Origin of the sequence: Pseudomonas orientalis (assembly GCF_002934065.1) — a bacterium.
GTDB classification, from domain to species: Bacteria; Pseudomonadota; Gammaproteobacteria; order Pseudomonadales; family Pseudomonadaceae; genus Aquipseudomonas; species Aquipseudomonas orientalis_A.
In genome coordinates this window covers 3864505-3881693 of the sequence record NZ_CP018049.1, presented here as the reverse complement: position 1 = coordinate 3881693, position 17189 = coordinate 3864505, and the positions used below count along the sequence as shown (strand labels likewise).

The 17189-nt window shown below is 58.8% G+C and carries 20 protein-coding genes and 1 tRNA gene; 18 read left to right on the top strand and 3 right to left on the bottom strand.

The genetic code is table 11. From position 1 onward, the window contains the following. Positions 1 to 106 precede the first annotated feature (106 nt). From BOP93_RS17335 to BOP93_RS17305, 7 genes are read left to right on the top strand one after another with little or no spacing between them, the layout of a single operon-like run. Positions 107 to 1066, top strand: coding sequence for a sugar ABC transporter substrate-binding protein (locus BOP93_RS17335; RefSeq protein WP_104503651.1), 960 nt, complete (start codon positions 107 to 109; stop codon positions 1064 to 1066). A gap of 57 nt (positions 1067 to 1123) precedes the next feature. Beyond that, on the top strand, positions 1124 to 2677 hold the full coding sequence (locus tag BOP93_RS17330) for a sugar ABC transporter ATP-binding protein (protein WP_104503648.1): 1554 nt from the start codon (positions 1124 to 1126) through the stop codon (positions 2675 to 2677). Beyond that, positions 2674 to 3651 carry an ABC transporter permease gene (locus BOP93_RS17325; protein WP_065887162.1) on the top strand — a complete coding sequence of 326 codons (978 nt, stop codon included), beginning with the start codon at positions 2674 to 2676 and terminating at the stop codon, positions 3649 to 3651. The genes BOP93_RS17330 and BOP93_RS17325 overlap by 4 nt, the downstream gene beginning before the upstream one ends. 3 nt (positions 3652 to 3654) lie before the next feature. After that, positions 3655 to 4677 (top strand): LacI family DNA-binding transcriptional regulator, encoded by a 1023-nt coding sequence (locus BOP93_RS17320; RefSeq protein ID WP_104503646.1) that lies wholly within the window; start codon positions 3655 to 3657, stop codon positions 4675 to 4677. A 23-nt stretch (positions 4678 to 4700) separates the two neighbouring features. Next, positions 4701 to 5618: a ribokinase gene (rbsK, locus tag BOP93_RS17315; protein WP_104503643.1), complete on the top strand. Its 918-nt coding sequence runs from the start codon at positions 4701 to 4703 to the stop codon at positions 5616 to 5618. Beyond that, positions 5615 to 6019: a D-ribose pyranase gene (gene rbsD / locus BOP93_RS17310; protein ID WP_104503641.1), complete on the top strand. Its 405-nt coding sequence runs from the start codon at positions 5615 to 5617 to the stop codon at positions 6017 to 6019. Before rbsK ends, rbsD begins: the two co-directional genes overlap by 4 nt. A gap of 26 nt (positions 6020 to 6045) precedes the next feature. After that, positions 6046 to 7074, top strand: coding sequence for a nucleoside hydrolase (locus BOP93_RS17305; RefSeq protein WP_104503639.1), 1029 nt, complete (start codon positions 6046 to 6048; stop codon positions 7072 to 7074). 31 nt (positions 7075 to 7105) lie between these two features. Here BOP93_RS17305 and BOP93_RS17300 read toward each other — a convergent pair whose 3' ends face one another. Next, entirely contained in the window at positions 7106 to 7312 is a 207-nt protein-coding gene (locus BOP93_RS17300) for a hypothetical protein (RefSeq protein ID WP_104503637.1), read from the bottom strand. 156 nt (positions 7313 to 7468) lie between these two features. Here BOP93_RS17300 and BOP93_RS17295 point away from each other — a divergent pair, with 156 nt between their 5' ends. Further along, positions 7469 to 7777 (top strand): hypothetical protein, encoded by a 309-nt coding sequence (locus tag BOP93_RS17295; RefSeq protein ID WP_104503635.1) that lies wholly within the window; start codon positions 7469 to 7471, stop codon positions 7775 to 7777. 145 nt (positions 7778 to 7922) lie between these two features. Beyond that, positions 7923 to 8243, top strand: coding sequence for an I78 family peptidase inhibitor (locus BOP93_RS17290; protein ID WP_065952947.1), 321 nt, complete (start codon positions 7923 to 7925; stop codon positions 8241 to 8243). Between the two features lie 72 nt (positions 8244 to 8315). On the opposite strand, the gene BOP93_RS17285 is transcribed toward BOP93_RS17290, so the two are convergent. Together BOP93_RS17285 and BOP93_RS17280 are read right to left on the bottom strand one after the other, a co-directional pair. Then, the gene (locus BOP93_RS17285) at positions 8316 to 8528 is read right to left on the bottom strand and encodes a cold-shock protein (protein ID WP_007905882.1); all 213 of its coding nucleotides are present in this window, start codon (positions 8526 to 8528) and stop codon (positions 8316 to 8318) included. Positions 8529 to 8817: 289 nt separating this feature from the next. Further along, positions 8818 to 9132: a hypothetical protein gene (locus tag BOP93_RS17280; RefSeq protein ID WP_083203163.1), complete on the bottom strand. Its 315-nt coding sequence runs from the start codon at positions 9130 to 9132 to the stop codon at positions 8818 to 8820. 366 nt (positions 9133 to 9498) lie between these two features. On the opposite strand from BOP93_RS17280, the gene thrS reads away from it, so the two are divergent. The 9 genes from thrS (at position 9499) to BOP93_RS17235 (ending at position 16953) form a co-directional block, all read left to right on the top strand. Then, positions 9499 to 11421: a threonine--tRNA ligase gene (thrS, locus tag BOP93_RS17275; protein ID WP_065887180.1), complete on the top strand. Its 1923-nt coding sequence runs from the start codon at positions 9499 to 9501 to the stop codon at positions 11419 to 11421. Next, the gene (gene infC / locus BOP93_RS17270) at positions 11421 to 11972 is read left to right on the top strand and encodes a translation initiation factor IF-3 (RefSeq protein ID WP_169960276.1); all 552 of its coding nucleotides are present in this window, start codon (positions 11421 to 11423) and stop codon (positions 11970 to 11972) included. The genes thrS and infC overlap by 1 nt, the downstream gene beginning before the upstream one ends. Positions 11973 to 12031: 59 nt before the next feature. Beyond that, positions 12032 to 12226 carry a 50S ribosomal protein L35 gene (rpmI, locus tag BOP93_RS17265; RefSeq protein WP_002553160.1) on the top strand — a complete coding sequence of 65 codons (195 nt, stop codon included), beginning with the start codon at positions 12032 to 12034 and terminating at the stop codon, positions 12224 to 12226. A gap of 29 nt (positions 12227 to 12255) precedes the next feature. After that, entirely contained in the window at positions 12256 to 12612 is a 357-nt protein-coding gene (rplT, locus tag BOP93_RS17260) for a 50S ribosomal protein L20 (RefSeq protein ID WP_003192488.1), read from the top strand. Positions 12613 to 12721: 109 nt separating this feature from the next. Next, positions 12722 to 13738 (top strand): phenylalanine--tRNA ligase subunit alpha, encoded by a 1017-nt coding sequence (gene pheS, locus BOP93_RS17255; RefSeq protein ID WP_104503633.1) that lies wholly within the window; start codon positions 12722 to 12724, stop codon positions 13736 to 13738. Positions 13739 to 13764: 26 nt separating this feature from the next. Then, the gene (pheT, locus tag BOP93_RS17250; protein WP_104503631.1) at positions 13765 to 16143 is read left to right on the top strand and encodes a phenylalanine--tRNA ligase subunit beta; all 2379 of its coding nucleotides are present in this window, start codon (positions 13765 to 13767) and stop codon (positions 16141 to 16143) included. Between the two features lie 3 nt (positions 16144 to 16146). After that, positions 16147 to 16449: an integration host factor subunit alpha gene (gene ihfA, locus BOP93_RS17245; RefSeq protein ID WP_002553164.1), complete on the top strand. Its 303-nt coding sequence runs from the start codon at positions 16147 to 16149 to the stop codon at positions 16447 to 16449. Further along, positions 16430 to 16786: a MerR family transcriptional regulator gene (locus tag BOP93_RS17240; protein ID WP_003174972.1), complete on the top strand. Its 357-nt coding sequence runs from the start codon at positions 16430 to 16432 to the stop codon at positions 16784 to 16786. The genes ihfA and BOP93_RS17240 overlap by 20 nt, the downstream gene beginning before the upstream one ends. Before the next feature lie 90 nt (positions 16787 to 16876). Further along, positions 16877 to 16953: transfer RNA gene (locus BOP93_RS17235), tRNA-Pro, on the top strand. Positions 16954 to 17189 lie beyond the last annotated feature (236 nt).

Sequence of the window (17189 nt, the reverse complement as noted above, 5' to 3'; positions counted from 1 at the left end):
TGACAAATCTCGACAAGGTTCTCATAGTTCTGACAACGCAAACGTTTGCGAGATGTTTCTTCGGTGCAAACGTTGCTCACAATAATCATAAGATCGGAGTACACCCATGAAGCTGCCATTTGCAGGACGTCTTCTCGCTGTCGCCGTGCTTGCCGCTGCATCCGCTGCCTTGCCTCTCTCTTCTGCATTCGCTGACGACACCGCCGCCAAGCCCAAGGTCGGCCTGGTGATGAAGTCCCTTGCCAACGAGTTTTTCGTGACCATGCAAGAGGGCGCCAAGGACTACCAGAAATCCCACGCCGCCGACTTCGACATGATCACCAACGGCATCAAGAACGAAACCGACACCAGCGCCCAGATCGATATCGTCAATCAGATGATCCTGGCCAAGGTCAACGCCATCGTCATCGCACCCGCCGACTCCAAGGCGCTGGTCACCGTGCTGAAGAAAGCCTCGGATGCCGGCATCAAGGTGGTCAACATCGATAATCGTCTGGACCCGGACGTGCTGAAAAGCAAAAAACTCGATATTCCCTTCGTAGGCCCGGACAACCGCAAAGGCTCCAAGCTGGTCGGTGACTACCTGGCCAAGCAACTGGCCGCGGGCGACAAGGTCGGGATCATCGAAGGCGTGCCGACCACCACCAACGCCCAGCAGCGTACCGCAGGCTTCAAGGATGCGATGGATGCGGCAGGCATGAAGATCGTCTCCACTCAATCCGGTAACTGGGAAATCGACCAGGGCCAGAAAGTCGCCTCGGCGATGCTGAGCGAATACCCGGACCTCAAGGCGCTTCTGGCCGGTAACGACAACATGGCGCTGGGCGCCGTCTCCGCCGTCCGCGCGGCAGGCAAGGCCGGTAAAGTGCTGGTGGTGGGCTACGACAATATCGAAGCCATCAAGCCGATGCTGCAGGACGGTCGTGTGCTGGCAACTGCCGATCAGGCCGCTGCCCAACAAGCCGTGTTCGGCATCCAGAATGCGCTGAAGCTGGTCAAGGGCGAGAAGGTCGATGCCACCGATGGCGTGATCGAAACCCCGGTCGAACTCGTCCTCAAGAAGTAATTGCGGCGGTAGCCAACAGCGCCCGCTCGTCCTGAGCGGGCGCCTGGAGATTTTCCTATGTCATCTTCCGCCCCGAACGCTGTCCTCTCGGTCAGCGGCATCGGCAAGACCTATGCCCAACCGGTTCTCTCCGACGTCACGCTCACGCTCAATCGTGGTGAAGTGCTGGCGCTGACCGGTGAAAACGGCGCAGGCAAAAGTACCTTATCGAAGATCATCGGCGGGTTGGTCACACCGACCACCGGCAACATGCAGTTCAATGGTCAGAATTATCAACCCGGCAGCCGCACCCAGGCCGAAGCGCTGGGTGTGCGCATGGTTATGCAGGAACTCAACCTGCTGCCGACGCTGACGGTGGCTGAAAACCTGTTCCTGCATAACCTGCCCAGCCGGGGTGGCTGGATCAGCCGCAAACAGTTGCGCACGGCCGCGACCGAAGCCATGGCCCAGGTTGGCCTGGATGCAATTGACCCGGACACCCTGGTGGGCAGCCTGGGCATCGGTCATCAGCAAATGGTCGAGATTGCCCGCAATCTGATTGGTGACTGCCATGTACTGATTCTCGACGAACCGACCGCGATGCTCACTGCCCGTGAAGTCGAGATGCTGTTCGAGCAAATCACCCGCCTGCAGGCCCGGGGCGTGGCGATTATCTATATTTCCCATCGGCTTGAAGAGTTGGCCCGTGTGGCCCAGCGCATTGCCGTATTGCGCGACGGCAAGCTGGTTTGTGTCGAGCCGATGGCCAATTACAACAGTGAACAACTGGTGACCCTGATGGTCGGGCGCGAGCTAGGCGAGCACATCGATCTGGGGCCGCGCACTATCGGCAAACCCGCCTTGACAGTGAAAGGCCTGACGCGCTCGGACAAGGTCCGCGACGTATCTTTCCAGGTGCGCGTCGGCGAAATCTACGGTATTTCCGGCCTGATTGGCGCCGGTCGTACCGAGTTGCTACGCCTGATTTTCGGTGCCGACCCGGCCGACAGCGGTACAGTGGCGCTGGGGCCGCAGGCCAATGTGGTCAGCATTCGCTCGCCGGTCGACGCGGTCGCTCATGGCATTGCCCTGATCACCGAAGACCGCAAGGGTGAAGGCCTGCTGCTGACTCAGTCCATCAGCGCCAACATCGCCCTGGGCAACATGCCGGAAATCTCCGCTGGCGGGCTGGTTAACAGGCGCGATGAAACCGCCCTGGCCAAGCGCCAGATCGACGCCATGCGCATCCGCAGTTCCAGCCCGGCGCAATTGGTGTCCGAGCTGTCGGGCGGTAACCAGCAAAAGGTGGTGATTGGCCGCTGGCTGGAGCGCGATTGTTCGGTGATGCTGTTCGATGAGCCTACGCGCGGCATCGACGTCGGCGCCAAGTTCGACATTTATGCCTTGCTCGGCGAGTTGACGCGCCAGGGCAAAGCGCTGGTGGTGGTCTCCAGCGATCTGCGCGAGCTGATGCTGATTTGTGACCGCATCGGCGTGTTGTCCGCCGGACGCCTGATCGAGACATTCGAGCGCGACCGCTGGACCCAGGACGAATTGCTTGCCGCCGCCTTTGCCGGCTATCACAAACGTGACGCGCTGCTCAACGAGGCAGCGCCTAGGAATACCCCATGAAAACAACCACTTCCCCTGGTAAAGCGGGCGGCAACTTCTACGGCCTGGGCACCTACCTGGGCCTGGCGGGTGCGTTGCTGGCGATGATTGCGCTGTTTTCCGTACTCAGCGATCACTTCCTGTCCTACGACACATTCAGCACCCTGGCCAACCAGATTCCGGACCTGATGGTGTTGGCGGTGGGCATGACTTTCATCCTGATCATCGGCGGCATCGACCTCTCGGTAGGCTCGGTACTGGCGCTGGCGGCCTCGGCGGTCAGCGTGGCGATTCTCAGCTGGGGCTGGAGCGTATTGCCGGCCGCCGTGCTGGGCATGGGTTGCGCTGCATTGGCCGGCACGCTTACCGGTTCCATCACCGTGGCCTGGCGCATTCCGTCGTTTATCGTATCCCTCGGCGTGCTGGAAATGGCCCGGGGCGTGGCTTACCAGATGACCGGCTCGCGCACCGCTTATATCGGTGACTCGTTTGCCTGGCTGTCCAATCCGATCGCGTTCGGGATTTCGCCGTCGTTCATCATTGCGCTGCTGGTGATCATCGCCGCCCAGCTGGTGCTGACCCGCACCGTGTTCGGTCGTTACCTGATCGGTATCGGTACCAACGAAGAAGCGGTGCGCCTGGCCGGCATCAACCCCAAGCCCTACAAGATCCTGGTGTTCAGCCTGATGGGCCTGCTCGCCGGTGTGGCCGCGCTGTTCCAGATCTCGCGCCTGGAAGCGGCGGACCCGAATGCCGGCTCAGGCCTGGAGTTGCAAGTGATTGCCGCCGTGGTGATCGGCGGTACCAGCCTGATGGGCGGGCGCGGCTCGGTTATCAGCACGTTCTTTGGTGTGCTGATTATTTCGGTACTGGCGGCGGGCCTGGCGCAGATCGGCGCGACAGAACCCACCAAACGCATCATTACCGGTGCCGTGATCGTGATCGCCGTGGTCCTTGATACTTACCGCAGCCAGCGCGCCAGTCGGCGGGGCTGAGCCATGGCAACGATCAAGGATGTGGCGGCGCTGGCGGGCATTTCCTACACCACGGTGTCCCATGTAGTGAACAAGACGCGCCCGGTCAGCGAACCGGTGCGCGTCAAGGTCGAGGCGGCGATCAAGCAGTTGGACTATGTGCCCAGCGCAGTAGCGCGCTCGCTCAAGGCCAAGACCACGGCAACGATCGGGCTGCTGGTGCCCAACAGCCTCAACCCGTATTTCGCGGAACTGGCCCGGGGCATTGAGGATTACTGCGAGCGCAATGGCTATTGCGTGATCCTCTGCAACTCCGACGACAACGCCGAAAAGCAGCGCAGCTATTTGCGCGTGTTGCTTGAGAAACGCGTCGACGGCTTGATCGTGACCTCGGTGGGCGGCGATGACAGCGGCCTTGCCGCTGGCTTGAGCGCGGTGCGCACGCCCATGGTGATCGTCGACCGGGCGCTGGACGGTATCGATGTCGACCTGGTGCGCATCGATCATGAAGAGGGTGCTTACCTGGCGACCCGGCACTTGCTTGAATTGGGTCACCGTGACATTGCCTGCATCGCCGGCCCCGCCCATACGCGCGTGGCGCAAATGCGCCTGGCAGGCTATCGGCGTGCGCTGCGCGAGGCGGGCGTTGAAACGGTCGCCGAGCGCATCCGCGAAAGTGATTTCACCAGCACCGGCGGTTATGCCGCCGCCGTGCAATTGCTTACGCAGCAACCGCCCAGTGCGATTTTTGCCTGCAACGACATGATCGGTTTTGGCGTGCTTCGCGCTGCTGCAGAGCGCAATATTCGCGTGCCGGGCGAGCTGTCGGTGATAGGTTTCGATGACATTCAAATGGGCCGCTATGTCTATCCTGCGTTGACCACGGTCGGGCAGTCGATCGTACAGCTGGGTGAGACAGCGGCCGAATTATTACTGCGACGTATAGCGACACCCCAACTGCCGGTCGATCAACGCATCGTGACACCAAGCATTGTCTTGCGTGAGTCGACGGCGCCGTTGGCGGGTGTGTTTGCCCAATACCGCTGAACCGAATTGATGAGTACTGATGTATGCCAGCGAACGTAGTGGTAGTAGGCAGCTTGAACATGGATCTGGTCACCCGCGCCAGTCGCTTGCCGCGAGCCGGTGAAACGCTGATCGGCCAGACGTTTTCCACCGTCCCCGGTGGCAAGGGCGCCAATCAGGCCGTCGCCCTGGCGCGCCTGGGGGCGGATGTGGCCATGATCGGGTGTGTCGGCAGCGATGCCTATGGCGGCCAATTGCGCGATGCGCTGTTGGTCGAAGGCATCGACTGTCAGGCCGTCAGCACCGTGGACGGCTCCAGTGGGGTCGCGCTGATCGTGGTGGATGACAGCAGCCAGAACGCGATTGTGATTGTGGCGGGCAGTAACGGTCAGTTGACGCCCCAGTCGTTGACGGCCTGCGATGCGGTGTTGCAGGCTGCCGACGTGATCATTTGCCAGCTTGAAGTGCCGATGGACACCGTTGGGCATGCGCTCAAGCGCGGCCGCGAGTTGGGCAAGACGGTGATCCTCAACCCGGCGCCGGCCAGTGGGCCCTTGCCGGCCGAGTGGTATGCCTCGATCGACTACCTGATTCCCAACGAAAGTGAAGCCAGTGCCTTGAGCGGTGTTGCGGTCGATTCGCTCGACAGCGCCAAGCTCGCCGCGACAGCGTTGATCAAGGCCGGCGCCGGTAAAGTCATCATCACCCTTGGCGCTCAGGGCGCACTGTTTGCTGACGGCAACAGCTTCGAGCACCTGGTCGCACCCAAGGTGCGGGCAGTGGACACCACCGCTGCCGGCGATACCTTCGTAGGTGGCTTTGCCGCCGCACTGGCTGCCGGCACGAGTGAAGCCGAGGCCATCCGTTTTGGCCAGGTTGCTGCAGCGTTGTCGGTGACCCGTGCCGGCGCCCAGCCTTCCATTCCTACGCTGCACGACGTACAAGGTTTTGTGCCCTCATGAAAAAGACACCTCTGCTCAATATCGCCCTGTCCCGCGTGATCGCGTCATTGGGGCACGGCGACATTCTGGTCATCGGCGATGCCGGTCTGCCGGTGCCTCCCGGCGTCGAATTGATCGACCTGGCGCTGACCCAGGGTATTCCGGATTTCATCAGCACCCTGCGCGTCGTGCTCAGCGAAATGCAGGTGGAAAGCCATGTGCTGGCTGAAGAAATCCTGCTCAAGCAGCCTCCCGCGCTGGTCGAGCTCAACGTGCTGGCAGAGCAGGCTGCGCTGGGCGAGCGACGCCTGCTCAGTCATGACGCGTTCAAGCAATTGAGCGGCAGGGCGCGCGCGGTCGTGCGCACCGGCGAATGTCAGCCTTACTGCAACATTGCGCTGGTATCCGGCGTAACCTTCTAGAGTCACCCTACGACAAGGAGTGTTTTATGCAACGTGGTCTTCCCTCCCTGAAAAACCTGTTCCGGAGTGTTCTGCTTTTGTCCGCGCTTACAGCTGCAAGCGCCCAGGCGGCGGAAAAAATCGACCTGATCATCGATACCGATCCCGGTGCCGACGATGTGGTTGCTTTGCTGTTCGCCATGGCTTCCCCGGAAGAACTGAACATTCGCGCACTGACGACAGTGGCCGGCAACGTGCGCCTGGACAAAACCTCCCGCAACGCTCGCCTGGCGCGCGAGTGGGCAGGACGCGAGGACATCCCGGTTTATGCGGGTGCTCCAGCGCCGCTGCTGCGCAAGCCGATCTATGCCGAGAATATCCATGGCAAGGAAGGTATCTCCGGCGTCACCGTGCACGAGCCGAAACAAGGTCTGGCTGAAGGCAATGCCGTGGATTACCTGATCAAGACCCTGACGAGCGCCAAACCCCACAGCATCACCATCGCCATGCTCGGCCCGCAGACCAACCTGGCCCTGGCATTGACCCAGGCACCGGAAATCACCCAGGGCATCAAGGAAGTGGTGGTGATGGGCGGTGCGCACTTCAATGGTGGCAATATCACGCCAGTGGCCGAGTTCAACCTGTTCGCCGACCCGGTGGCTGCAGAAATTGTGCTTAAAAGTGGCGTGAAGTTGACCTACTTGCCGTTGGACGTCACTCACAAGGTGCTGACCAGCGAGGCGCGTCTGAAGAAGATCGCAGACCTGAACAACAACGCGAGCAAGGTCGTCAGCAATATCCTGAACGAGTACGTCAAGGGCGATATGGAACACTACGGCATTCCTGGTGGCCCTGTGCATGACGCCACGGTGGTCGCCTACCTGCTCAAGCCATCGCTGTTCAGTGGTCGCCAGGTCAACGTGGTTGTCGACAGCCGCGAAGGTCCGACCTTCGGCCAGACCATTGTCGATTGGTACGACGGCCTGAAGCAGGACAAGAACGCGTTCTGGGTCGAGAACGGCGATGCCCAGGGCTTCTTCGATCTGCTGACCGAGCGCCTGGCGCGCTTGCAGTAAACCGCTTGGCGGTCGGCGTTCGCCGGCCGCCTCATTCGCGTTCTTGTGCGCCCATGTGGTCGGCCGGGTATTTCTCGAATACCTGGCCGATGAAGGCGTGAGCGCCCTGGGTGCCGAGCTCCTTGACCAGCAGGTCGATACCAATGATCGCCAACTCCTCCGCACTACCGGGGCTGTAGAAGCTTTGCCCCTGGGGCCATTTGGCTTTGATATCGGCTTGGAGCGTTACGGTGGTCATGGGGAGTCTCGCGGGCTGTAAGTACTGGGCAATGCGCTGGCGTGCGGCTGCAGCGGGCGCAGTTAAGCATTTTGCGCGGGGTTTGGCACTGCTACTTAGGCATGAGGGAAGGGGTGTGCAACACTGTCGGCCTGTTTATTGGCCGGGACATACCGCGTGCAGATCGATTTGAATAAGCCTGAGAGCCTGACGCTGGCAGCTGTGCGCCAACTGATTGCCAGTGCCAGTGACGATGAACATACCCAGCTGCGGGTCACCAAGGCCGGTGTCGCCTATATCTCTTCAGGAAAGGTTGTGGGCGGTGTAGATATCGAAGGGCTGCTGTTTCGCTTGGAGACTTGGGCAAAGGGATCCGGGTATGTGGGAAATGTGGCTGCCAGTGACGAGGTCTGGGTAACGCAGATTTTCAACGCACTCAAGCAGAACTGGCCAAGGCCGTCGTCCGACTACATTGATATCTACTGAGGATTTTCATATCTAGTCACGATTGAGCGGACGCTTGCCAGATGTGTCTCAGGCAGACTTGCCTGTGAGGCGTTAACGTCTTGAAACCAATCGGTTCAATCGCTGTCGCACGATCTCTGTTCACTTTTTTATCATAGGAGGCTTCATGCCTTGGAAGCTCGCATCATTCGGTACTTTGTTGGCGGCGCTCGCATTGGCGGGTTGCAGCACCCCGGGTGCCTCTGAGCCAGGCAAAGATGCCAGCGTGACCGATGCCGGTCATAGTCGCTGTGAGTCGAAGGCCGCCGAGTACACAATCGGCCAGAAAGCCTCGCCTCAACTACTGGAGCAGGCGCGTACCCGTGCCGGTGCACAAAATGCACGTATCCTCAAGCCCAACGACATGATCACGCTGGAGTATCGCTCCGACCGCTTGAACCTGAATGCCGACGATAATCTGGTGATCACACGGGTCAATTGCGGCTGATAGCCTGCGGCTTTTGCAGTGCCCATAAAAAACCCCGTCACATGGACGGGGTTTTTTTAGCTCAGCGGAGAATTACTCGGCGCGAACCTGTGCTGCTTGCATACCCTTTTGGCCTTTCTCAGCCACGAAGGAAACGGTTTGGCCTTCTTTCAGGCTTTTGAAACCGTCGCTTTCGATAGCTTTGAAGTGTACGAACAGGTCGTCACCGCCACCTTGAGGAGTGATGAAGCCGAAGCCTTTTTCATCGTTGAACCATTTAACGGTGCCGGTTTGGCGATTAGACATGGTGTATCTCCAAGAAACATATATTTTCAGTAGTGCTGTGCTGCTCAGGCCAACTGGGCACACAGGGCTATCATAGTCGAAATGTTCGACTTGGGAGCCCCCCCAAGGCATTGTTTGCTAATCAATCGCGTTGCGTTCAATCCAGATTCTGGCTGAGAGCCCCGGCCTACGGGGCTTTGCGGCGAAATATCAGCTATTAAAAAAAGCCGTAAAAGCTACGTAATTTGTGAGAAATAGCAGTTTTTAGGCAGTTTTTTTGGCAAAAAAGACGCTTGGTCAGCGGCCGTTCTTACTTTTTCTTGACGACTTTGCAGGACGAAATAGCCGCTACTGCTTTGTTCTTGAGCTCCGGGCTGGCGTTCTGGTTGGTCATCAGCTCTTTGATTTCCGCAGTGCTCAATTCGGCGTTGATCTTGTTGGCGCCACATTCGCAATGATCTTTGGCGGTTTTGGCGTCCACGTTCTGGCTGGCCGCAGCGCTGCAGTCTTTGACGAACGCGTCACGGGCGCCGTCTGGCCAGTTCGATGGCGCCGCGGCTTGCGCGCCGAGCGAAAGGAATGCCAGGGAAGCGGCGAGGGCGAGGGTCGAGGTAAAACGCATCATGGGATGCTCCTTTGGGGCGAGGACGAACGGCGATTCTCGGGGTGTTTGAGGCGTGACGTACAGCTCAAGTTCACTTTTGCGGCCCTAAAGCATGGAATTTGCCTTTACCCCGGTCGTGGCGGCGCGATGACCGTTCATCTGTGCTAGCATCGTGGGCTTGGCTTTTTCCAGGCGTGCCATTTGCCGCCTTGCCAGGGCTCTTTTTTGTTCACTCCAGTCACTCTGGTTCGATTATCGGTTGGCCGAAAGGCTCCTGCCGCTGTAAGGCAGGCGTTCAGCATTGAACGGCCTGGTGTTGGATCTTGTACTGGCTCATCCCAACCCACGTGACCTTTGGTAGGGGTCACCACTAGGAGAGGAGGCGCCATGCCAACTATTACTCTACCCGACGGCAGTCAACGTTCATTCGATCATCCGGTTTCCGTAGCCGAGGTCGCCGCATCTATTGGTGCCGGCCTTGCCAAGGCCACCGTGGCCGGCAAGGTTGACGGCAAGCTGGTCGATGCCAGTGACCTGATCACCTCCGACGCCAGCCTGCAGATCATCACGCCCAAGGATCAAGAGGGGCTCGAGATTATTCGCCACTCTTGCGCGCACCTGATCGGCCATGCGGTTAAGCAGCTGTACCCAACCGCCAGGATGGTGATCGGCCCGGTAATCGAAGAAGGCTTCTATTACGACATCGCCTACGAGCGTCCTTTCACTCCGGACGACCTGGCGGCCATCGAGCAGCGCATGCACGCGCTGATCGAAAAAGATTACGACGTGATCAAGAAGGTCACCCCGCGCGCCGAAGTGATCGACGTGTTTACCGCCCGTGGTGAAGACTACAAGCTGCGCCTGGTGGAAGACATGCCGGACGAGCAGGCCATGGGTCTGTACTACCACGAAGAATACGTGGACATGTGCCGTGGCCCGCACGTGCCGAACACGCGCTTTCTCAAGTCGTTCAAGCTGACCAAGTTGTCCGGCGCCTACTGGCGCGGTGACGCGAAGAACGAGCAACTGCAACGCATCTACGGCACCGCCTGGGCCGACAAGAAACAGCTGGCCGCGTATATCCAGCGCATCGAGGAAGCCGAAAAGCGCGATCACCGCAAGATCGGCAAGCGCCTGAACCTGTTCCATCTCCAGGAAGAAGCGCCGGGCATGGTGTTCTGGCATCCGAACGGCTGGACCCTGTATCAGGTGCTTGAGCAGTACATGCGCAAGGTTCAGCGTGAAAATGGTTACCTCGAGATCAAAACCCCGCAGGTCGTCGATCGCAGCCTGTGGGAGAAATCCGGGCACTGGGCCAACTACGCCGACAACATGTTCACTACCCAGTCGGAAAACCGCGACTACGCCATCAAGCCGATGAACTGCCCTTGCCACGTGCAGGTGTTCAATCAAGGCCTGAAGAGCTACCGCGAGTTGCCGATGCGCCTGGCCGAGTTCGGTGCCTGCCACCGCAACGAGCCATCGGGTGCGCTGCACGGCATCATGCGTGTGCGCGGCTTTACCCAGGACGACGCCCATATCTTCTGCACCGAAGAGCAGATGCAGGCTGAATCGGCCGCGTTCATCAAGCTGACCATGGACGTTTACCGCGATTTCGGCTTTACCGAAGTCGAGATGAAGCTGTCCACTCGTCCGGAAAAACGCGTCGGCTCCGACGAACTCTGGGATCGCGCCGAAGCTGCACTGGCCGCAGCACTCGACAGCGCGGGCCTTGCGTACGACCTGCAGCCGGGCGAGGGCGCGTTCTACGGTCCCAAGATCGAGTTCTCGCTGAAAGATTGCCTTGGCCGTGTCTGGCAGTGTGGTACCCTGCAGCTCGATTTTAACCTGCCGATCCGTCTGGGAGCCGAATACGTCTCCGAAGACAACAGCCGTAAACACCCGGTTATGCTGCACCGGGCGATCCTCGGCTCGTTTGAAAGGTTTGTGGGGATCCTGATCGAGCACTACGAGGGCGCGTTCCCGGCGTGGTTGGCTCCGACCCAGGCAGTGATCATGAATATCACTGATAAACAGGCAGATTTTGCCGCTGAAGTTGAAAAAACCCTCAACGAAAGCGGATTTCGTGCCAAGTCCGACTTGAGAAATGAAAAGATCGGCTTTAAAATCCGTGAGCATACTTTGCTCAAGGTTCCCTATCTTTTGGTTATCGGAGATCGGGAAGTCGAGATGCAGACTGTCGCTGTGCGTACTCGTGAAGGTGCTGACCTGGGCTCGATGCCCGTCGCCCAGTTCGCTGAGTTCCTCGCGCAAGCGGTTTCCCGGCGTGGTCGCCCAGATTCGGAGTAATTACTATTAAGCGTGAAATGAGACAAGATAAACGAGCTGCACCGAAAGCCCCGATCAACGAGAATATCTCGGCACGCGAGGTTCGGTTAATTGGGGCTGAGGGTGAGCAGCTTGGGATTGTGTCAATTGAAGACGCGCTTCTTAAGGCTGAAGAAGCCAAGCTCGATTTGGTGGAAATTTCCGCCGATGCTGTACCACCTGTCTGCAAGCTGATGGACTACGGCAAATCGATCTTCGAGAAGAAGAAGCAGATTGCCGCAGCCAAGAAAAACCAGAAGCAGATCCAGGTTAAAGAAATCAAGTTTCGTCCAGGGACGGAGGAAGGGGATTACCAGGTAAAACTGCGCAACCTGGTACGTTTCCTGAGTGATGGGGACAGGGCCAAGGTATCCTTGCGATTCCGCGGCCGTGAGATGGCCCACCAGGAGCTGGGGATGGAACTCCTCAAGCGGGTTGAAGCTGACCTGCTCGAGTACGGTTCGGTCGAACAGCATCCTAAGATGGAAGGACGCCAGCTGATCATGGTCATCGCCCCGAAAAAGAAGAAGTAATCAACAGGGCACGGCAGGCCTTCTGATTATGTTTATCAACTGAATGCGGAGTACCGAACATGCCAAAGATGAAAACTAAAAGTGGTGCTGCTAAGCGGTTTCTGAAAACTGCTAACGGCATCAAGCACAAGCACGCTTTCAAGAGCCACATCCTGACCAAAATGTCGACCAAGCGTAAGCGTCAACTGCGCGGTAGCAGCTTGCTGCATCCGTCTGACGTGGCAAAAGTCGAGCGCATGCTGCGCCTTCGTTAATTTTGGTTCAAGAATAGAGGAAGTAACTCATGGCTCGTGTTAAGCGTGGCGTCATGGCCCGTAAGCGTCACAAAAAAATTCTGAAACTTGCTAAAGGCTACTACGGCGCGCGTTCACGCGTATTCCGTGTTGCCAAGCAAGCGGTAATCAAGGCAGGCCAATACGCCTACCGTGACCGTCGTCAGAAAAAACGTCAGTTCCGCGCTCTGTGGATCGCTCGTATCAACGCTGGTGCACGTGTTAACGGTCTGTCCTACAGCCGTTTCATCGCTGGCCTGAAGAAAGCGTCCATCGAAATCGACCGTAAGGTTCTGGCTGAACTGGCCGTGAACGAAAAAGCGGTGTTTGCTGCGATTGTCGAGAAAGCTAAAGCCTCCTTGGCTTAAGTACCCCCGACAGTCACTCTGGGTTACTCCTGTAGCCCAGGGTGGTAAACGTCATAAATAGGGGAAGAGCCTTCAAGCTCTTCCCCTATTTTGTATCTGGAGTCTGTACATGGAAAACCTGGACGCGCTCGTCGCCCAAGCCCTTGAGGCTGTGCAAAGCGCTGAAGATGTAAACGCCCTGGAGCAAATCCGGGTTCACTACCTTGGAAAAAAAGGTGAATTGACTCAGGTGATGAAGACCCTGGGGAATTTGCCTGCAGAGGAGCGTCCGCAGGTCGGCGCGCTGATCAACATTGCCAAGGAGCGCGTCACCGAGGTTCTCAATGCGCGCAAGGCGTCGCTCGAGGAGGCCGATCTTGCGGCCAAGCTCGCCGCCGAGTCCATTGATGTGACCTTGCCTGGCCGTGGCCAGGCCTCGGGCGGTCTGCATCCGATCACCCGGACTCTGGAACGTATCGAGCAGTTTTTTACCCATATCGGCTACGGCATTGCCGAAGGCCCTGAGGTCGAAGACGACTATCACAACTTCGAGGCGCTCAACATCCCAGGCCATCACCCGGCCCGGTCGATGCACGACACCTTCTATTTCAACGCGAACATGTTGTTGCGCACCCATACCTCGCCGGTACAGGTCCGCACCATGGAAGCGAACAAGCCGCCGATCCGCATCGTCTGCCCGGGCCGTGTGTACCGTAGCGACTCCGATATCACCCATTCGCCGATGTTCCACCAGGTCGAAGGCCTGCTGGTCGATCGCGATATCAATTTCGCCGACCTCAAAGGCACCATCGAAGAATTCCTGCGGGTGTTCTTCGAGAAAGAGCTGGCGGTGCGTTTCCGTCCATCCTTCTTCCCGTTCACCGAACCATCGGCTGAAGTCGATATGGAATGCGTGATGTGCAGCGGCAAAGGCTGCCGCGTCTGCAAGCAGACCGGCTGGCTGGAAGTGATGGGGTGCGGCATGGTCCACCCTAACGTGCTGCGCATGTCCGGGATCGACCCGGAAGAGTTTTCGGGCTTTGCCTTCGGCATGGGCGTTGAGCGTCTGGCCATGCTGCGTTACGGCGTGAACGACTTGCGTCTGTTCTTCGACAACGACTTGCGGTTCCTCGCGCAATTTCGCTAGTCGTAACGAATCTTTAGGAGAGCAGGATGAAATTCAGTGAACAATGGCTGCGCGGCTGGGTAAGCCCGCAGGTGGATCGCGACGCGCTGGTTGCGCGTCTGTCGATGGCCGGTCTTGAGGTCGATAGCGTCACCCCGGCCGCCGGTGTATTCAGTGGCGTGGTGGTGGGCGAGGTGCTGAGCACCGAGCAGCACCCGGATGCCGACAAATTGCGTGTGTGCCAGGTCAGTAACGGCGCAGAGACCTTCCAGGTCGTGTGCGGAGCGCCCAATGTGCGCCCGGGCCTGAAGATCCCGTTCGCCATGATCGGTGCCGAACTGCCGGGCGACTTCAAGATCAAGAAGGCCAAGCTGCGCGGCGTCGAGTCCAACGGCATGCTGTGCTCCCAGGCTGAGCTGCAGGTGGGCGAAGGCAACGACGGCTTGATGGAGCTGCCGGCCGATGCGCCGGTTGGCCAGGACATTCGTGCTTACCTGGAATTGGAAGACGCCAGCATCGAGGTCGACCTGACCCCGAACCGTGGCGACTGCCTGTCCCTGGCCGGCCTGGCCCGTGAAGTGGGTGCGCTGTACAACGTGCCTGTCACCCGTCCAGTGGTTGCCAGCGTGCCAGCCGTGCACGACGAAGTGCGCTCGATTGAAGTGTTGGCGCCAAACGCCTGCCCACGTTACCTGGGTCGCGTGATCCGTAACGTCGACCTGTCCAGGCCAACCCCGCTGTGGATGGTTGAACGCCTGCGCCGCGCTGATGTGCGCAGCATCGACGCGGCCGTCGACATTACCAACTATGTGATGTTGGAGCTGGGCCAGCCGCTGCACGCGTTTGACCTTGCCGAAATCCAAGGCGGCATCCGCGTGCGTATGGCAGAGGAAGGCGAGAAGCTGGTACTGCTCGACGGCCAGGAAGTCAGCCTGCGCGCCGACACCCTGGTCATTGCCGACCACTCCCGCGCCTTGGCGATTGCCGGCGTGATGGGTGGCGAGCACAGCGGCGTCTCCGCGACCACGCGTGACGTATTCCTTGAAAGCGCGTTCTTCGACCAGATCGCCATCGCCGGCAAGGCCCGTTCCTACGGCCTGCACACCGATGCGTCGCACCGCTACGAGCGTGGCGTGGACTGGCAGCTGGCCCGTGAAGCCATGGAGCGCGCCACTGGCCTGCTGCTGGACATCACCGGTGGCGAAGCCGGTCCGATAACCGAGACCGTCAACGAGCAGTACCTGCCATCCATTGCGCCCATCACCCTGCGTGCCAAAAGCGTCGAGCAAATGCTTGGCCTGGTGATTGAGCCAGCCGAGATCGAGCAACTGCTGTCGGCCCTAGGCCTCTCCATCTCTGCGGGTGGGGAAGGGCAGTGGCACGTTGAAGTACCAAGCCATCGCTTCGATATCAGTCTGGAAGTCGACCTGATCGAAGAACTGGCTCGCCTGTACGGCTACAACCGTCTGCCGGTGCGCTACCCGCAAGCGCGCCTTGCGCCACAACCGAAGGCCGAGGCGCGTGCGCACCTGCCTGAGTTGCGTCGCCTGCTGGTGGCTCGTGGTTATCAGGAAGCGGTGACCTACAGCTTCATCGATCCAAAGCAATTCGAGCTGTTCAACCCGGGTGTCGAGCCGCTGTTGCTGGCCAATCCGATTTCCAATGACATGGCGGCCATGCGCTCGTCACTGTGGCCAGGCCTGGTCAAGGCGCTGTCTCACAACCTGAACCGTCAGCAGGATCGCGTGCGCATGTTCGAAAGCGGCCTGCGTTTCGTCGGCCAACTCGATGGCCTGAAGCAAGAGCCGATGCTGGCCGGTGTGGTCTGCGGCAGCCGCCTGCCGGAAGGCTGGGCACAGGGCCGCGACGCCGTGGACTTCTTCGACGTCAAGGCTGACGTGGAAGCGGTACTGGGCTTTGCCGGTGCGCTGGATGCATTCACGTTCCTGCCAGGCAAACACCCGGCGCTGCACCCAGGCCAGACCGCGCGCATCGAGCGCGAGGGTCGCTTGGTCGGCTTTGTCGGCGCCATTCACCCGGAACTGTCGAAAACCCTGGGTCTGGACCGTCCAGTCTTCGTTTTTGAGCTGGTCCTGGCTGAAGTTGCCTCGGGCAAGATGCCTAAATTCAGCGAGTTGTCGCGCTATCCTGAAGTGCGTCGTGACCTGGCGCTGATCGCCGATCGTGAAGTCGCCGCCACTGCCGTTCTGGAAGTAATTCGAGAAAATGCAGGGGAATGGCTGACGGACCTCAGGCTATTTGACGTCTATCAGGGTAAAGGCATTGATCCGCATAGAAAAAGCCTTGCAGTTGGCTTGACCTGGCAGCATCCATCGCGCACTCTTAATGACGATGAGGTGAATACCACGACACAAAATATCCTCACCTCGCTCGAACAAAGGTTGAACGCCACGTTAAGGAAGTGACGTATGGGGGCTTTGACGAAAGCTGAGATGGCGGAACGTCTGTACGAAGAGTTGGGTCTGAACAAGCGCGAGGCCAAGGAATTGGTCGAGCTGTTTTTTGAGGAGATCAGGCACGCTCTGGAAGACAACGAACAGGTCAAATTGTCCGGTTTCGGCAATTTTGACCTGCGGGACAAACGCCAGCGGCCTGGCCGCAATCCAAAAACGGGAGAAGAAATCCCGATCACGGCTCGCCGTGTGGTCACCTTTCGTCCAGGGCAGAAGTTGAAGGCCCGAGTTGAGGCTTATGCTGGAACCAAGTCATAACGACGAACTACCCGTCATCCCGGGCAAACGCTACTTCACCATCGGTGAAGTCAGCGAGCTGTGTGCGGTAAAACCGCACGTGCTGCGCTATTGGGAGCAGGAGTTTCCTCAACTCAACCCCGTCAAACGCACCGGGAACCGTCGGTATTATCAGCGCCAGGACGTGCTGATGATCCGACAGATCCGCGCATTGCTGTACGACCAGGGGTTCACCATCAGCGGCGCGCGCCAGCGCATGTCCGGTGATGAAGCCAAAGACGACACCACCCAATACAAGCAACTGATCCGCCAGATGATCTCCGAACTCGAGGATGTGCTGGTGGTGTTGAAAAAGTGATTCAGGCTTTTAAAATACTTCCACATTTCAAAAGCTTGCGGTATATTCCGATTCGCTTCGTTAAGAAGCAAACCCAGTAACACGCCTAGTCGGGGCGTAGCGCAGTCCGGTAGCGCACTAGCATGGGGTGCTAGGGGTCGAGTGTTCGAATCACTCCGTCCCGACCATATAATTCAAGGGGTTGCGAGATTTTATCTCGCAACCCCTTTTTGTTTTTAAGTGTTTTTACCCCACAGAACACCCGGCTCTTGATGGATTTTTCGATGTGATACCACTATCGAAATTTGCCCGATGGACTTCCGTCCTTTTTCGATATTGAGCTGTGTCGGGCGTAGTATCTGACGTTCGATGATGGCCTGGGAGAACAGTGACGACCAAAGGCACATTACGGCTGTGACTATAA

What these genes read in the sequence shown, in the direction of transcription:
- BOP93_RS17335 (WP_104503651.1), top strand. Translation starts at nt 107, where the DNA reads ATGAAGCTGCCATTTGCAGGACGTCTTCTCGCTGTCGCCGTGCTTGCC.
- BOP93_RS17330 (WP_104503648.1), top strand. Translation starts at nt 1,124, where the DNA reads ATGTCATCTTCCGCCCCGAACGCTGTCCTCTCGGTCAGCGGCATCGGC.
- BOP93_RS17325 (WP_065887162.1), top strand. Translation starts at nt 2,674, where the DNA reads ATGAAAACAACCACTTCCCCTGGTAAAGCGGGCGGCAACTTCTACGGC.
- BOP93_RS17320 (WP_104503646.1), top strand. Translation starts at nt 3,655, where the DNA reads ATGGCAACGATCAAGGATGTGGCGGCGCTGGCGGGCATTTCCTACACC.
- rbsK (WP_104503643.1), top strand. Translation starts at nt 4,701, where the DNA reads ATGCCAGCGAACGTAGTGGTAGTAGGCAGCTTGAACATGGATCTGGTC.
- rbsD (WP_104503641.1), top strand. Translation starts at nt 5,615, where the DNA reads ATGAAAAAGACACCTCTGCTCAATATCGCCCTGTCCCGCGTGATCGCG.
- BOP93_RS17305 (WP_104503639.1), top strand. Translation starts at nt 6,046, where the DNA reads ATGCAACGTGGTCTTCCCTCCCTGAAAAACCTGTTCCGGAGTGTTCTG.
- BOP93_RS17300 (WP_104503637.1), bottom strand. Translation starts at nt 7,312, where the DNA reads ATGACCACCGTAACGCTCCAAGCCGATATCAAAGCCAAATGGCCCCAG.
- BOP93_RS17290 (WP_065952947.1), top strand. Translation starts at nt 7,923, where the DNA reads ATGCCTTGGAAGCTCGCATCATTCGGTACTTTGTTGGCGGCGCTCGCA.
- BOP93_RS17285 (WP_007905882.1), bottom strand. Translation starts at nt 8,528, where the DNA reads ATGTCTAATCGCCAAACCGGCACCGTTAAATGGTTCAACGATGAAAAA.
- BOP93_RS17280 (WP_083203163.1), bottom strand. Translation starts at nt 9,132, where the DNA reads ATGATGCGTTTTACCTCGACCCTCGCCCTCGCCGCTTCCCTGGCATTC.
- thrS (WP_065887180.1), top strand. Translation starts at nt 9,499, where the DNA reads ATGCCAACTATTACTCTACCCGACGGCAGTCAACGTTCATTCGATCAT.
- rpmI (WP_002553160.1), top strand. Translation starts at nt 12,032, where the DNA reads ATGCCAAAGATGAAAACTAAAAGTGGTGCTGCTAAGCGGTTTCTGAAA.
- rplT (WP_003192488.1), top strand. Translation starts at nt 12,256, where the DNA reads ATGGCTCGTGTTAAGCGTGGCGTCATGGCCCGTAAGCGTCACAAAAAA.
- pheS (WP_104503633.1), top strand. Translation starts at nt 12,722, where the DNA reads ATGGAAAACCTGGACGCGCTCGTCGCCCAAGCCCTTGAGGCTGTGCAA.
- pheT (WP_104503631.1), top strand. Translation starts at nt 13,765, where the DNA reads ATGAAATTCAGTGAACAATGGCTGCGCGGCTGGGTAAGCCCGCAGGTG.
- ihfA (WP_002553164.1), top strand. Translation starts at nt 16,147, where the DNA reads ATGGGGGCTTTGACGAAAGCTGAGATGGCGGAACGTCTGTACGAAGAG.
- BOP93_RS17240 (WP_003174972.1), top strand. Translation starts at nt 16,430, where the DNA reads ATGCTGGAACCAAGTCATAACGACGAACTACCCGTCATCCCGGGCAAA.